The 14,763-nt window shown below is 68.8% G+C and carries 10 protein-coding genes; 5 read left to right on the top strand and 5 right to left on the bottom strand.

Annotated features, from left to right (window positions below):
- Positions 1-194: 194 nt before the first annotated feature.
- Positions 195-1,208 (top strand): LacI family DNA-binding transcriptional regulator, encoded by a 1,014-nt coding sequence (locus OG992_RS11665; RefSeq protein WP_091401000.1) that lies wholly within the window; start codon positions 195-197, stop codon positions 1,206-1,208.
- A 10-nt stretch (positions 1,209-1,218) separates the two neighbouring features.
- Here the strand turns inward: OG992_RS11665 and OG992_RS11660 are convergent, their stop codons facing one another.
- The 4 genes from OG992_RS11660 to OG992_RS11645 all read right to left on the bottom strand — a co-directional run bounded on the left by OG992_RS11660 (position 1,219) and on the right by OG992_RS11645 (position 6,037).
- A complete protein-coding gene (locus OG992_RS11660) occupies positions 1,219-2,931 on the bottom strand; it encodes an amylo-alpha-1,6-glucosidase (protein ID WP_238686479.1) in 1,713 nt (570 codons plus the stop codon).
- Positions 2,932-2,987: 56 nt separating this feature from the next.
- On the bottom strand, positions 2,988-3,812 hold the full coding sequence (locus OG992_RS11655) for a carbohydrate ABC transporter permease (RefSeq protein WP_266303225.1): 825 nt from the start codon (positions 3,810-3,812) through the stop codon (positions 2,988-2,990).
- On the bottom strand, positions 3,809-4,648 hold the full coding sequence (locus OG992_RS11650) for a carbohydrate ABC transporter permease (protein WP_238686476.1): 840 nt from the start codon (positions 4,646-4,648) through the stop codon (positions 3,809-3,811). The genes OG992_RS11655 and OG992_RS11650 overlap by 4 nt, the downstream gene beginning before the upstream one ends.
- A 150-nt stretch (positions 4,649-4,798) precedes the next feature.
- Complete coding sequence (locus OG992_RS11645) at positions 4,799-6,037, bottom strand: extracellular solute-binding protein (RefSeq protein ID WP_238686474.1); 1,239 nt, start codon at positions 6,035-6,037, stop codon at positions 4,799-4,801.
- A gap of 337 nt (positions 6,038-6,374) precedes the next feature.
- Here OG992_RS11645 and OG992_RS11640 point away from each other — a divergent pair, with 337 nt between their 5' ends.
- On the top strand, positions 6,375-8,171 hold the full coding sequence (locus OG992_RS11640; protein ID WP_266303224.1) for an RICIN domain-containing protein: 1,797 nt from the start codon (positions 6,375-6,377) through the stop codon (positions 8,169-8,171).
- 187 nt (positions 8,172-8,358) lie between these two features.
- Positions 8,359-9,927 (top strand): arabinofuranosidase catalytic domain-containing protein, encoded by a 1,569-nt coding sequence (locus OG992_RS11635; protein WP_266303223.1) that lies wholly within the window; start codon positions 8,359-8,361, stop codon positions 9,925-9,927.
- An 81-nt stretch (positions 9,928-10,008) separates the two neighbouring features.
- Here OG992_RS11635 and OG992_RS11630 read toward each other — a convergent pair whose 3' ends face one another.
- Positions 10,009-11,343, bottom strand: a complete 1,335-nt coding sequence (locus tag OG992_RS11630; RefSeq protein ID WP_266303222.1) for a PHB depolymerase family esterase — start codon at positions 11,341-11,343, stop codon at positions 10,009-10,011.
- Positions 11,344-11,593: 250 nt separating this feature from the next.
- Between OG992_RS11630 and OG992_RS11625 the strand changes: the two genes are divergently transcribed.
- Together OG992_RS11625 and OG992_RS11620 are read left to right on the top strand one after the other, a co-directional pair.
- Positions 11,594-12,601 (top strand): PaaX family transcriptional regulator C-terminal domain-containing protein, encoded by a 1,008-nt coding sequence (locus OG992_RS11625; RefSeq protein WP_266303221.1) that lies wholly within the window; start codon positions 11,594-11,596, stop codon positions 12,599-12,601.
- 457 nt (positions 12,602-13,058) lie between these two features.
- Complete coding sequence (locus OG992_RS11620) at positions 13,059-14,519, top strand: endo-1,4-beta-xylanase (RefSeq protein ID WP_238686612.1); 1,461 nt, start codon at positions 13,059-13,061, stop codon at positions 14,517-14,519.
- The last annotated feature ends 244 nt before the right edge of the window (positions 14,520-14,763 follow it).

Below are 14,763 nucleotides of genomic sequence, written 5' to 3'. Positions count from 1 at the left end.
CCTTTCGGTTGCGTGGCGGGGTGGGGCGATGGAATTGACGTCACACGTCATACCTGTGACATTAATGGGCGTCCATCTATGAGCGCTAGTTGACACACGTTGGTCATCGATCGATGAGCCTGAGGACGGATATGCTGGTCAGCGGAGCAAGGTGCGTCCCCGTGTCGGGGCAAAAATCGATTCGAGGGCGATTGATGAACATCGGGGAGATCGCTCGCCGGGCGGGGGTGTCCCGCAGCACCGTTTCCTACGTGCTCAGCGGAAAACGCAGCGTGTCGGAGGCGACCCGGCAACGGATCCAGTCGGTCATCGACGAGTTGGACTACCGGCCGAACGCCAGCGCCCGTGCTCTCAAGGAGGGGCGCACCCGCACCCTCGGGCTGGTCATCCCGCCAGCGAGCCAGCGGTTGACCGACATGCAGCTGGGCTTCGTCGCCAGCGTCGTCGAGGCCGCCGCCCGCCATGACCTCGACGTGCTGCTGTCCCCCTCCGGTGGCGACCATGACCGGTCGTTCGAGCGGATCGTCACCGGGCGTCGGGTGGACGGCGTGGTCCTGATGGAGATCCGGTTGGCGGACGACCGGGTGACCCGACTGACCAAGGCCGGGCTGCCGTTCGTCACCATCGGCCGGACCGCCGAGCCGCACGGGATGAGTTGGATCGACATCGACTACGCCGGGCTGATCGCTCGGTGCGTGCAGCACCTGGCCGACCTGGGGCACCGGCACGTGGCACTCGTGAACCGGTCCGCCGAGTTGGTGGCCGCCGGGTACGGCCCCAGCCATCGTGCCCTGACCGGCTTTCGGGCGGCGGCGGCGGAGCGGGGGTTGACCGGCGTGGAGGTCTGCAGCGGCGACGACACCGCCTCCGGCGAGGCGTGCATGGAGCAACTGTTGGCGACGCACCCGGAGGTCACGGCGGTGGCCACCATCAACGAGGCCGCGCTGCCCGGAATGCAGCGCGCGTTGACCGGCGCCGGGCTGTCAGTGCCACGCGACTTCTCCGTCACCGGAGTCGCCGCGCAGCACTGGGCGGAGGATTTTCGTCCGCCGCTGACCGCCGCCGACGTGCCGATGGTCGAGATGGGCGCCGAGGCGGTGTCGCTGCTTCTGGAGATCATCGCGGCCCCCGGCGCCGTGCCACGACACCGCCTCTACAGCCCGCCCATCTCGTTGCGCTCCAGCACCGGCCCCGTCCGCGGCCGCTGATCCGACAGGCTTACCCGCCCCTGACCCGCCGCTCCTCCTGGGCGGCGGCGAGGATGAGATAGCTGCTGGCGGTCCAGGTGTAGGCGCGGTCCCGCAGCCCGGTGCCGGTCTCGGCGTCGAAGTTCTCCGCGAAGCCGGACTTCTCACACAGCGCGAGGAACCGCCGACTGATGTCGTCGGCGATCCTGGTCTGCCCGGCCCGGCGCAGGCCGTCCTCGACCAGGACGGTGGAGGGCGCCCAAATCGGGCCACGCCAGTAGCCGTCGGCGAGGTAGTGGGCCGAGTCGGTCGGCTCGGTGGCCAGCCCGTGCGTGGTCAGGTGGGTTTCGACGCCGCGCGCCAGTGCGGCGGCGACCGGCGCCGGCAGATCGGCCCCGAGCGCGACGGGCATCAGGTCGAGCAGGCTGCGGCTGGGTCGCCGGCGCCCGGTGTGGGGGTCCCGGGCGCAGAAGCGTTCGCCGTCCCACAGGTCGCGCAGCATCGCCCCGTGGATCCGGTCGGCCTCCTCCGACCAGCGGGTGGCGGGCTCACCCAGTTCGGTGGCGAGGTCGGCGAGGCAGCGGAGCTGCGAGACCAGGAACGCGGCGAGGTCAGCCGTTTCGAGGACCCGGTTGTCGTCGAAGGTGGTGGCGTTGTCCCAGCCGCTGTCGTTGCCGTGCTGGTAGTGCGGCAGGTCATGGCCGGGGGCGCGTCGCGCGTCGAGCCAGAACCCGGTCCAGCGGGCGAGCCGGTCGTACGTCTGCGCCAGGGCCGCCCGGTCCGGCGGCTGGGGGAGGCGTCGGCGCAGGTGCCGGAGGGCCCAGCCGTGGATGGGAGGCTTGACATAGTTGTGCAGGACCTCCGAGTGGGTGACCGAGTCGGGGAGGGCCCCGGCCTCGTCCTGGTGGTCGAAGGGCAACTGGAACTGGTGCCAGGCCAGCTCCGGCTCGCCGGCAGCCAGGGCGATCGCGTTGAAGCAGTGGTCCCAGCTCCACACCTTGTCCATCCAGTGCTTGGACATCAGGACGGCCGGCCGGGTGACGAAGCCCGCCGGGGCGACAGTGGCCGACCACAGGACGTACGCGGCCAGTTCGGCGGCCGGGGTGTCCGGGCCGCGCCAGGGCGCGATCGCGTCGACGAACGCGGTGAACTCCGCGAACCGGTCGCGGCACAACTGCTCGAAGGTGACGGAACCGGCGTACGGGCGGCGGGCGGTGGCGTACTCCTCGATCGCGATCTCCCAGGGCTGGTCGCCGGGAAAATCCAGGGAACGGTCGGCGGTGCCGAGCGCCTGCGAGCCGTCGGTCCGCGGCAGTGCGCCGGAGAGCACTGTGATCCGGTATCGGCGACCGGTCTCGTACGAGGTGAACACGTGTGATCCGTCGACCGGGTCGGCGTACAGGTAGGTGCCGCTGAACGGGGTGAGGGTGTGCGCGGCAGCGGCCACCCGCAGGCCGAGCCGGTGGCCCCGGACCCGCAGGGTGTCCGGCCCGTCGTAGACGGCTTCGATCCGGTCGGCCCCGTTGCGCCAGCTCAGCAGGGCGGGCGTGGCGACGACTGTGGTGCCGGCGACGGTGGGGGTGAACCGCAGTACGGGGTGCAGCCCGGTCTGGTGGGAGACCAAATGGAGGTCGTCGGCGTACGTCTTCTCGGCTACCACTGGGGAGATGTTGAACCAGGATCCGCGGTAGCTGAACGGGATGTCCTGGATGGAGAACTCCGGACCGGACGGGGCGACGGTCATGGGTGACGGGTGCCTTTCTGTGGTGCGGGTGGTCAAGCCTCGACCGCCGCGGATGGTCAGTCCTTGACGGCGCCGGCGGTCACACCCATCGAGACGTACCGCTGGGCCAGGATCAGCAGGACTGCGGCGGGGATCGAGGCGACGACGGCGGTGGCCATGATGGCGTTCCACTGCTGGTTGTTGTTGCCGATGTAGTGGTAGATGCCGAGGGTGATCGGCTGGTGGTCGCCGCCGCCGGCCAGGGTCGAGGCGAAGATGAAGTCCGACCAGGACCACAGGAACGCGAAGAGCGACACAGTGACGATCGAGTTGCGGCTGACCGGCAGCACGACCGACCAGAAGGTCCGCAGCCGACCGGCCCCGTCGACCACGGCGGCCTGGAGCAGTTCGTCGGGGATGCCGGACATGAACGCCGTGAAGATCAGGACAGCGAACGGCACCGCGAGCGTCGTGTCGGCCAGGATCAGGCCGGGCAGCGTGTTGAGGACGCCGAGGGTGAGGTAGATGGCGTAGAAGCCCATCGCCATGATGATCCCCGGGATCATCTGCGCGATCAGCAGCAGGAAACTCAGCGCCGGACCGCCGGGTGGCCGGAGCTTCGCCAGCGCGTAACCGGCGGGGGCGGCCAGCGCCACGGTCAGCACCACAGTGCCGAGGCCGACCAGGAAGCTGGTGCCGAGGTAGGGCAGTTGCTGGTCGAGCACCGCCCGGTAGCCGTCCAGGGTGCCGTTTGTGGGGAACAGGTGCGGGGGACTGGCGCGCATGTCCTGGTCCCGGGTGAAGGACACATTGATCATCCAGTAGACGGGGAAGAGCATCAGCCCGGTCAGCACCAGGCCCACGCCGGTCTTCCACCAGGCGCGAGGCGTCGAGGTGGTCATCGCAGCTGCTGCCTCCGCTCGATCCGGATGTAGACGAGGCCGGCGACCAGAGCCAGCACGATGAGCAGGTTCCCGATGGCCGCGCCCGGGCCGAACTCGGGCAGCAGGTTGCCGAAGCCGAGCCGGTACGACCAGGTGGCGAGTGTTGCCGAGGAGCCGGTCGGGCCGCCCTTCGTCATGATCCAGATGATGTCGAAGACCTTCAGCGTGTAGATCAGCCCCAGCAGCAGCGTGATCAGGGAGACGGGGCGCAGCAACGGGAAGGTGATTCCCCAGAACCGTTGCCACCCCGTCGCGCCGTCGAGCGCGGACGCCTCGTACATCTCGGTCGGGATCGCCTGTAGGCCGCTGTAGAGCACCACCAGGTTGAACGGGATGCCGATCCAGACGTTGGCGATGATCACCGACGTGAGTGACCAGCCCGGTGAGGTGAGCCAGTTGACCGGGTCGATCCCGACGACGCCGAGCGCAGCGTTGACCAGCCCCGAGTCGCTGTTGAGCAGCCACGACCAGGTCGACGCGGAGACGATCAGTGGCAGCAGCCACGGTACGAGGATCAGTGCCCGCAGCGTGCGCGACAGCGGGAAGTGCTGGTGGAAGAAGAGGGCCAGGGCCATGCCGATGGTGAACTGGAAGACGAGCGAGGCCGCTGTGAAGACCACTGTGTGCGTCAGTGTCGGCCCGAATGCCGGGTCGGTCAGGACCGTTCGGTAGTTGTCGAGGCCGGCGAAGGGCGCTCCGCCCTGCACGAACGACCGGACTGTGTACTCGCGCAGGCTCAACTCGACGTTGCGGTAGAGCGGGTAGGCGTAGAAGGCCGCCAGGTAGATGGTCACGGGCGCCAGGAAGCCCCACGCCCACCATCGGCTGGGCCGGCGGGCACGGGATGGCGGAGGCCCGGGCGGGACGGCGGTCGCCGCCCCACCCTGGTCTCGTACGGCGGTGGAGGTCTCTGTCGTGGAGGGCATGGTGTCGGTTCGGATCGCTTACCTGGTCGTGGCGGCGGTCTGCGCGGCGGCGAGTGCCTCCTGTGGCGACTTTCCGCCGCTGAGGGCCGACTGCACAGCGGTCCACAGGGCCTCGGAGATCTTCGGGTACTTCGTGCCGAGGTCGTCGCCGGTGCGGCCCTTGGCTGCCCGGACCGCCTCCACCCAGACCTTGAGCTTGGGGTCCGCGGTGGCCTGTCGCTCCTGCACGGCGGCGACGGGCGCGACGTAGGAGAGCGTGGTGTCGGTGGTGAGGAGGTTGTCGGCGTTGGTCAGGCAGGTGACGAGCTTCTGCGACGTCTCGTACCGGCCGGTCTTCTTCTGCACCGGAATGGAGACGAACTCACCGCCGGTGGGCGCCGGGGCCGGGCCGCCCGCACTGGCCGGGATCGCGATGGTGCCGTACGAGAAGCCGAGCTTCTCCGCGTTGGCCAGTTGCCAGGTGCCGTTCTCGGCGAACGCGTAGTCGCCGGTGGCGAACTCCTGCCAGCTCGTGGTCTGGGTGTTGTTGATGACGGAGTTCGGGGCGTGGCCCTGCTTGAGCCAGTCGGTCCAGAGCGCCAGCGCGGACACCGCCTGCGGCGAGTCGAGACTCGTCAGTTGGGCGCCCGATCCCCAGAACCAGGGCAGGAACTGGAAGCTGCCCTCCTCAGTGCCGATCGCGGAGAAGGTGATGCCCTTCTTTCCCTTGGTCTTGACCTTGGTCAGTGCCGCGGTCAGGGAGGTCCAGTCCGTGACGGCGGCGGGATCGACGCCGGCGGCGGTGAGCACATCCTTGTTGTAGTAGAGGGCGAGGGTGTTCGCCCCGATCGGCACCCCGTAGGTCTTGCCGCCGCTCTGGCCGGCGCCGAGCAGGTTCTTCTCCATGGCCGAGACGTCCAGCTTGTTGTCGTCGGTGGTGGTGAGCGCACCGGCTTCGGCCAGAGTGGAGATGACCGGGTTGTCCACGATCAGCACGTCCGGTGAGTTTCCCTGCTGGGCGGCGAGCAGCGCCTTGTTGGTCAGGTCGGTGGTGTCGTAGCCGGTGCGCTCGACAGTCACCCCCGCGGAGGTGCCGCACTTCTTGAGCAGCGCTACCCACTCGGAGTCGTCGGCGAACTGCGGATACGGGTCCCAGACGAGGTAGGCGCCACCGTCGGCGCCACCGTCGGCGGACGACGAGCAGGCGCTGCCCGTCACTGCGGCGAGAGCTATCACGGCGACGGCGGCCAGGCGCCGCCGACGACTGAGTCCGGTCATGTGGTGCCTCACTTCACATCGATCGTCAGGTGGGGTGTGTCGGTTGATCGTCGCGGCGTGGAACAGTCAAACGTGCTGCGAATCGATTCGACGAATCGGTTCGCCCGAAGATAGGTCTGGCCATAGCCGGGGGTCAAGGGTCAGTTGGTCGCGCCGTGAGGATCGCTGGGCAACGTGGACGTCACCGCGCCGTCACTTCATTGACATGGTTCAGTTCCCGGTCCTACGATCCGTGCGAATCGATTCGCAAGTGCTGCCCTCCGGAGAGCGTCCCCCGCGCCCCACCAAGGAGCCGCCCGTGAAAACCCCGTCCCGCAGCAGGTCAGGCCGAGCCCGCGTGTCCGTGGCCCGACTCGTCGTCGGCCTGCTCGCCGCCGCTGCCGCCGTCACCGTCGTCCCGTCCCCCGCCCAGGCCGCCGACGAGTCGATCAGCGTCAACTTCGCCACCACAAACGGTGCGCCGACCTACCGCGCCTCCGGCTGGATCTACGGCATGACCGAGAACGCCAGCGGTCCGGCCGACCACTTCTACCGGGACGTCAAGTTCCAGTACATGCGCGCCGGCGGCGCGCAGCTCCCGGGCAGCGGCTGGGTCGGCGGAACTTACGACCGCCGCTGGAACTCCACACTCGCCCAGGCGCGTCGCACCACAGCCCTCGGCGGGAAGTTCATCCTCCTGCCGCACGACCTCTGGGGTGCCGACGGCGCCGGAATCTCCCGCTTCCCCGGTGACAACGGCAACTGGACCGACTACGACAACTTCCTGACCCGCCTGATCAACGACGTCCGGGCGTCCGGGCTGTCTGTGCAGTGGGACATCTGGAACGAACCCAACATCACCATCTTCTGGAACCGGCCGATCTCCCAGTACCTCGAACTGTGGCGGCGGACCTACCAGCGCATCCGGGCGGAGTTCCCCAGCCAGCTCATCGTCGGGCCGAGCTGCGCCTGCGTGCCGTCGACCAACCACGCCTTCTGGAACCAGTACCTGGACTTCGTCCGCTCGACGAACACGGTGCCGGACATCATCAGCTGGCACTCGCTGCCCGGTGACCCGGTGGCGAACGTCGCTGCCGCCAACGCCACCCTCGACCCGCGTGGCATCGCCCATCCGCGTCCGTACCAGATCAACGAGTACGGCGCGCCCGACGAGCAGAACCCGGCCGACGGCGCCTGGTACATCGCGCGCCTGGAGCGGGCCCGGGCCGACGGCCTGCGGGCGAACTGGGCCAGCGGCGGCAGCCTGCACAACGATCTCGGCAACCTGTTGATCCGTAACTCGGCCGGCCAGCACCAGCCCAAGGGGGAGTGGTGGAACTACCGCTACTACGCCTCCCAGGTCGGGGAGATCGTCGCGGTGACCCCCAGCCAGTCGTACGACGCGTACGCCACGAAGGCCGCCGGGGTGGCGAAGGTGCTCATCGGCGGTGGTCGTACCACCGGGAACCTGACAGTCAACCTGCAACGCCTGGACACCACGAGCGGCATCGTGCAGAACAACCAGGTCCGGGTCCTCACCCAACGCATCCCGCACAACGGTGGCGGCGCGGTGGCGGGGCCGGTCACGGTCTCGAACAGCGTGGTCGGGGTGTCGAACAACAACGCCACGGTGACGGTGCCGTACACCAACCAGACCGACACGTACACCGTCACGCTGCTGCCTCCCTCGGACGGTGGCTTCCAGTCGGTGGCGGTGGCCCAGCACTCCCAGCAGTGCCTGAACAACGCCGGCCTGAGCACCGCCGACGGCAACGTCCAACAGCAGAACTACTGCGACGGTGGTGACCAGCAGCTCTGGAACTTCCGCCCGGTAACCGGAGTGGCGAACACCTTCACGGTGGTCAACCAGCAGAGCGGCAAGTGCCTCGACGTCAGCGGCGTCTCCACCGCCGACGGTGCGGCGGTGCACCAGTGGACCTGCCTGAACAGCCTCAACCAGCAGTTCACGCTGCGAAAGGTGACCTACTCGGGCAACGACTCGCACGACTACCAACTCGTCGCCCGGCACAGTGGCAAGTGCGTCGATGTCAACGCGGTCTCCACGGCGGCCGGCGCGCTGGTCCACCAGTGGACCTGCAGGGCGGTCAATCAGGGCAGCCCGTTGAACCAGACGTGGCGGCTCCTGGGGCGGTAGGCGTCCCGGGGGGAGGTGGCGTGCCGGTCGTCCGCTCAACGGCCAGCGCGCCACCCCGCCACCGCATTCATTGACATAAATTAATTAAAGGTCATACGATTCGCTGCGAATCGATTCGCCATCGCCACCGCCCCCCCTGGCGCGTCGACGAACCCACCGCGCTTCCACGACTTCGAGGAGCCACCTCGTGCGAACCCCGTCCCCCACCGGGCCAGGAACAGCCCGTGATCTCGTCCCGAGACGTCCTCGCACCCGACGTCTGGCCGCCCTGGCGACCGCGCTGGTCGGAGTGCTCGTCGGCGTCGGCGCTCTACAAGGCACATCACTGTCCGCCGCCGCGGCACCCGTCTCGGCTGCCGCCATCGTCGTCGGTCAGAGCACCCCGATCGTCGGTACGCCATCCGGCCGCTGCCTCGAAGTGCCCAACTCCGGCACCACGAACGGCACCCAGACGCAACTCTGGGACTGCAACGGCAGCGCCGGCCAGAGCTGGACCTGGACGTCCACCAAGCAAATCCAGGCGTACGGCAACAAGTGTCTGGACGCCTCCGGCCGCGGCACCGCCAACGGCACCCAGGTGATCATCTGGGACTGCAACGGCCAGAACAACCAACAGTGGAACGTCAACAGCAACGGCACCATCACCGGCGTGCAGTCCGGGCTGTGCCTCGACGCCAACGCCGCCGCCACCGCGAACGGCACCAAAATCATCCTCTGGGCCTGCAACGGCGGCGCGAACCAGCAGTGGGCCTCGCCGACCACCACCCCGCCGCCGACCAACCCGCCGACCGGCGCGCGTCCGTGCGACATCTACGCCTCCGGCGGCACCCCGTGCATCGCGGCGCACAGCACCACGCGGGCGCTCTACGAGGCGTACGCCGGAAACCTCTACCAGGTCCGACGCTCGTCGGACAACACGACCCGCAACATCGGGCTCACGGGCACCGGCGGCACCGCCAACGCGGCGACGCAGGACTCGTTCTGCTCCGGCACCGCCTGCGTGATCACTGTCGTCTTCGACCAGTCCGGGCGCGGCAACGACCTCTGGTACCAGGGTTCGAGCGTCGTTCCGGGCTCCCCGCAGAGCAAGCCGGCGATCGCGACCTCGGAGTCGCTCACCGTGGGCGGCGCCAAGGCGTACTCGCTCTACATCAACCCCGGTAACAGCTACTGGCGCGATGGGCACCTCACCGGCGTGCCGACCGGCGCGGCACCCGAGGGCATGTACATGGTGACCAGCGGAACCCACGTCAACAGCGGCTGCTGCTTCGACTACGGCAACAGCGAGACGACCAGGAAGGCCGACGCCGCCGGCGCGATGGACGCCATCAACTTCGGCAAGCAGTGCTGGTTCGGCGGCTGCTCCGGCAGCGGGCCCTGGGTGCAGGCCGACCTCGAGTGGGGTCTCTTCCCGGGCGGCAGCAGCTCCTGGAACCCGAACCAGCGCGCGTTCACCAGCAAGTTCGTCACCGCGACGCTGAAGAACAACGGCACGACCCGGTTCGCCATCAAGGGCAGCGACGCGCAGGTCGGCAGCCTCTACACGCTGTACGACGGCTCGCTCCCGCCGGGCTACAGCCCGATGAAGAAGCAGGGCGCCATCATCCTGGGCAGCGGCGGTGACTGCTGCAAGCCCGACGGCGGCGCGAACCTGAGCGCCGGCACCTTCTACGAGGGAGCGATGGTCGCGGGCTATCCGTCCGACGCGACCGAGAACGCCGTGCAGGCCAGCGTGGTGACCGCCGGTTACCGCTGATCCCGGCCACGCCGTACGAGTCGTGCGCCGGTCACCACCAGGTGGTGACCGGCGCACGCGCGGGTGGACGTCCACCCGGTCTCAGGCGACAGTGCAGGACGCGCCGTTGAGGGTGAACGACGGCGGTCGGGCGTTGTTACCGGTGTGGGTGGCCTGGAAGCCGAAGCTCACCGAGCCGTTGGCGGGGATGCCGCCGTTGTAGGCGACGTTGCGGGCCGTCACCTGCCCGGAGCTGGGCGAGTAGGTGGCGTTCCAGCCCGAGGTGATGGTCTGCCCGGCCGGCAGTGTGAAGACCACTGACCAGCCGTTGACGGCGCTGGTGCCGGTGTTCGTGACGGTGATGTTCTCGGTCAGCCCGGTGTTCCAGGCGTTGACGTCGACTGTCACCCGGCAGGCGCCGGAACTCGGCGGCGGGGTGGTCGGCGGTGGCGTGGTCGGGGGCGGCGTGGTCGGGGGCGGCGTGGTCGGCGGCGGCGTCGTGGGATCGGTCAGTCCGAAGAACGCGATGGCCGACGCGGCCATGCCACCGGAGGGCAGGCTGTGCCCGGCCCCCTGGATGCTGTACGCCTCGACCTGGACGGTGCCGCCGCTGTCGGCGTACCGGCGGCGGTTCCAGTTGGCCTGGGGCGTGTCGGTGGAGGTGGGTGTCTGGCTCAGCCCGAACACGTTGGTCCACTGCTCGATCGCCTCCTGCAACAGCGAGTACGGCACGAGCGTGTCGTTGGTGCCGTGCCACAGCTGCAAGCGCGGGCGGGGCCCGGAGTAGCCGGGGTACGCCTGGCGGACCGCGTCACCCCACTGCTGCGGCGTCCGGTTCATGTTTCCGCCGGTGCACTGGCTGCTGGTGGGCGGGAAGTCCGCCGCGTTGGCGAAGCAGTTGAACGGCACGCCCATGAACGCGGCGCCGGCCTTGAACAGGTCGGGATAGAGGGCGAGCATGTGGTTGGTCATCATGCCGCCGGACGAGCTGCCGGTGGCGTAGACCCGCTCCGGGTCGGCCGCGTACTGCTGCTGCACGTACCGGACCATCGAGACGATCGACACCGGGTCGCTGCCGCCGCCACGTCGCTTGGCGGCGTCCGACCAGACGTCGAAGCAGTTGCCGAACCCGGCCTGCTGGGTGGCGGACGGGTAGATCACGATGTACCCGTAGCGGTCGGCGAGGCTGGCGAACTCGCTCCCGGAGTAGAAGCCGGGGCCGGACCCGCCGCAACCGTGCATGGCCACCACGACAGCCGGTCGGGTCGGCCGGTTGTCCGGCACGTAGACGTGCATGCGCATCCGGCCCGGGTTGTCACCGAAGCTGGTCACCTCGGTGAGTGACGCCGCGTACGCGGGCCCGACAGTGGGGGCCACCAGGCCGACCGCCACCAGTGCCGTGGCCAGGACGAGTAGCAACTTCCTTCTGATTCTCAACTGACGACTCCTTCGATTGCCTGTGCAGGCTGGATTGACAGTGCGATCCGCTCGCGGTGTGCCCGACTGCCGCGGTGATCGCACGATGCCCGCTACCTGTGGCTCGCCCAGCCCGGCTTCGGATGGCGTCGCGTGGCAGTTAGTGTTCCCTCCGGGCCGGTAAGTGTCAATCGAGGGTTCTCGATTTATAGGGGAGTGGCGGCGGTCCGTCTACAGTCGTCATGCCGTCCCCGAGGAGCGCGGAGCGCCTGTGGCAAGCCCTTTCGACATCGACGAGATCTATCCGGACGACGGAGACCAGCCACTGCGGCTGCCCCGCCGGCAGGTCGGCAACTCGCCGCAGGGTGTCGCGGTGACCCTGTTGGCTGACTACACGCTGCGGACCCGGGTCGCCCTTCCGTCCGCGGCCATCGTCGCGCTGCTCGGCGAGACCGGCGTGACGCCAGCCGGAGCGCGGACCGCGATCAGTCGGCTGGCCCGCCGGGGTGTGGTGGAGGGCAGTCGACTGGGGAGGCGCAGCTCCTACCGGCTCAGCCGCGCCGCCGCCGCCAACCTTTCCGCCGGCGGGCAGTGGATTCTCGCCTCCACCACCTCGACGGCGCTCTGGGACGGGCGGTGGACGATCGTCGCCTTCTCGCTGCCGCAGGATCGCAGTGCGCAGCGCCGGGCCCTGCGGGCGCAACTTCGGTGGCTCGGTTACGCGCCGCTGTACGACGGTCTGTGGATCTCGCCGCTGGAGCTGACGTCAGCGGCTCGGGCTGAACTCGACCGACTCACCCTCGGCGCCGTGACGGTGTTTCGCGGACGGCAGAGCGCGCTCGCCTCGGCCATTCACCGCGCGCCGATCGAGGCCTGGGACGTCGAGGCGATCGGTCGGAGCTACGACGCGTTCCTCCGGCGGTGGACGCCGCTGTCGTCCGAGGTGCTGTCCGGGCAGATCGACGGCGCCGCCGCGGTGCGGGCCCGTACCGAGGTGATGGACACTTTCCGGCGTTTTCCCGTCCTCGATCCGCAGTTGCCAGTGGAGTTGCTTCCACGGGACTGGCTCAGGCGTCCGGCGCGGGAGTTGTTCGCGGCCGTCTACGACGGCCTCGCCACACCCGCCGAGCGACACGTCCGAGCGGTCGTTGAGCGCTTCGCCGACGCCGCGCAGCCCGATATCGCGGCCCACACCACAGCCGACCTGCTCGCCGGGGTACGCGCCGACGTGGATCCGGCGCAGCCGTCTCCGAGTGGCTCGGCCACCGGCTGCTCGTGAACGGCCAAAAGCCGCGGCCACGACTGTGAGCGATAACAGGGTCGCCCTCCGGCGTGGCCCGAGCGGTGCGGTGGTACGACTCTTCCGCTGGTCGCGCGGCGGTTGAGCACTGTTGCTCTGGGCGTTTGGTACCTGGCGAAACGCGGCGTTCCGGGAGATCGGCGTGAACGGCCCGTTACGTCTTGACGAACGGCATGTTATCGCTCACTCTCGATATAGAGGGCGATCGTTCCCGTGGCTCACCGGGCGAGCCGCACGGGTCGTACCTCGGATCACGACGTCCGCAAGGGCATGCGGCCGTCACCTCGGGACCGGCAGTTGCCGGCGACAGCCCTCTCGGACCAACCGCGCGTGCTGATGCCGGGTGGCCAGGAAGACCGTTCCGATCGGTCGCCCCGAGTGAAGTGGCACATCACCACCACCGATGCAACCACTGAAAAGGAACGCCATGAAACCCATGAGAACGATGCTGGCGGCGGCGACCATCGCCGTCGCCCTCACCACCGGTATGACGGTGGCGCTGACTCCCGCATCCGGTGCCGGCACGACCTTGAAGGCGGCCGCCGCCGAGAAGGGCCGTTACTTCGGCGCCGCCGTCGCGACCGGCAAGCTCTCCACCAGCGCCTACACGACGATCTTGAACCGTGAGTTCAACAGTGTCGTGGCCGAGAACGAGATGAAGTGGGACGCCACCGAGCCGCAGCAGGGCCAGTTCCGGTACACCGGTGGTGATCGTCTGGTCAGTCACGCGCAGGCCAATGGCATGAGTGTGCGAGGCCATGCGTTGTTGTGGCACCAGCAGGAGCCGGGCTGGGCGCAGAGCATGTCGGGCAGCGCGTTGCGCAGCGCGATGATCAACCACGTCACCCAGGTCGCCTCGTACTACCGGGGGAAGATCCACTCGTGGGATGTGGTGAACGAGGCGTTCGCCGACGGTGGTAGTGGTGGGCGTCGGGATTCGAATCTGCAGCGCACCGGTAATGACTGGATCGAGGCGGCGTTCCGGGCGGCGCGGGCGGCGGATCCGGGTGCGAAGTTGTGTTACAACGACTACAACACCGACGGGATCAACGCGAAGTCGACGGGGATCTACAACATGGTGCGGGACTTCAAGTCCCGTGGCGTGCCGATCGACTGCGTGGGGTTCCAGTCGCACCTGGGCACCTCGCTGGCCGGTGACTACCAGGCCAACCTCCAGCGGTTCGCCGATCTCGGTGTGGATGTCCAGATCACCGAGCTGGACGTGATGACCGGTGGCAACCAGGCCAACATCTTCGGCGCCGTCACCCGCGCCTGCCTGGCCGTCTCGCGCTGCACCGGCATCACCACCTGGGGCGTACGGGACTGCGACTCGTGGCGTGGCTCGGACAACGCCCTGCTGTTCGACTGCAACGGCAACAAGAAGGCCGCGTACACCGCCGTCCTGGACGCCCTCAACGGCGGCTCGACCCCGCCGCCCACCACGCCTCCGCCGGGCTCCGGGGTGGACACCAGCGCCTGGTACGTGTTGCTGAACCGGAACAGCGGCAAGGCGATGGACGTCTACGCCTCGGCGACCAGCGACGGGGCGCGGATCAGTCAGTGGACGCGCAACAACGGCGTCAACCAGCAGTGGCAGTTCGTCGACTCGGGCGGTGGCTACTACCGGCTGAAGGCGCGCAACTCCAGCAAGGTGCTCGACGTCAGCGGCTTCTCCACCGCCGACGGCGGCGCGATCGTGCAGTGGGCCGACCTCAACGGCACGAACCAGCAGTTCCGACTCGCGAACTCGGCCGACGGCTACGTACGCCTGATCAACCGCAACAGCAACAAGGCCGTCGAGGTGCAGGGCGCGTCCACGGCCGACGGTGGGAACGTCGTCCAGTACGCCGACTGGGGCGGCAACAACCAGCAGTGGCAACTGGTCCGAATCGGCTGACGACCGCCGTCATCGACTCGGGGGAGCGGGAGTTGCCGGCCGTACGGGATCCGGCCGGCGCCTGCCCAGGCGAGGTGTGACGAGCGGCGGCCCGCTCCCTCCGGGGCGGGCCGCCGCGACCGTCGGGTTGCCGCTGCCGGACATCTGCTCGGATCGACGCCAATCGTTTGACGTATGACGTCTTACCCGCTAATTTTCACCCCGCGGGCCACCCGGCCTTCGGGAGCCACGACGTCGCACTGCG

This window comes from Micromonospora sp. NBC_00362 (assembly GCF_026342155.1).
GTDB classification, from domain to species: Bacteria; Actinomycetota; Actinomycetes; order Mycobacteriales; family Micromonosporaceae; genus Micromonospora; species Micromonospora hortensis.
This window is presented reverse-complemented; position numbering and strand designations above follow the sequence as displayed.

What these genes read in the sequence shown, in the direction of transcription:
- OG992_RS11620 (WP_238686612.1), top strand. Translation starts at nt 13,059, where the DNA reads ATGAGAACGATGCTGGCGGCGGCGACCATCGCCGTCGCCCTCACCACC.
- OG992_RS11665 (WP_091401000.1), top strand. Translation starts at nt 195, where the DNA reads ATGAACATCGGGGAGATCGCTCGCCGGGCGGGGGTGTCCCGCAGCACC.
- OG992_RS11655 (WP_266303225.1), bottom strand. Translation starts at nt 3,812, where the DNA reads ATGACCACCTCGACGCCTCGCGCCTGGTGGAAGACCGGCGTGGGCCTG.
- OG992_RS11660 (WP_238686479.1), bottom strand. Translation starts at nt 2,931, where the DNA reads ATGACCGTCGCCCCGTCCGGTCCGGAGTTCTCCATCCAGGACATCCCG.
- OG992_RS11645 (WP_238686474.1), bottom strand. Translation starts at nt 6,037, where the DNA reads ATGACCGGACTCAGTCGTCGGCGGCGCCTGGCCGCCGTCGCCGTGATA.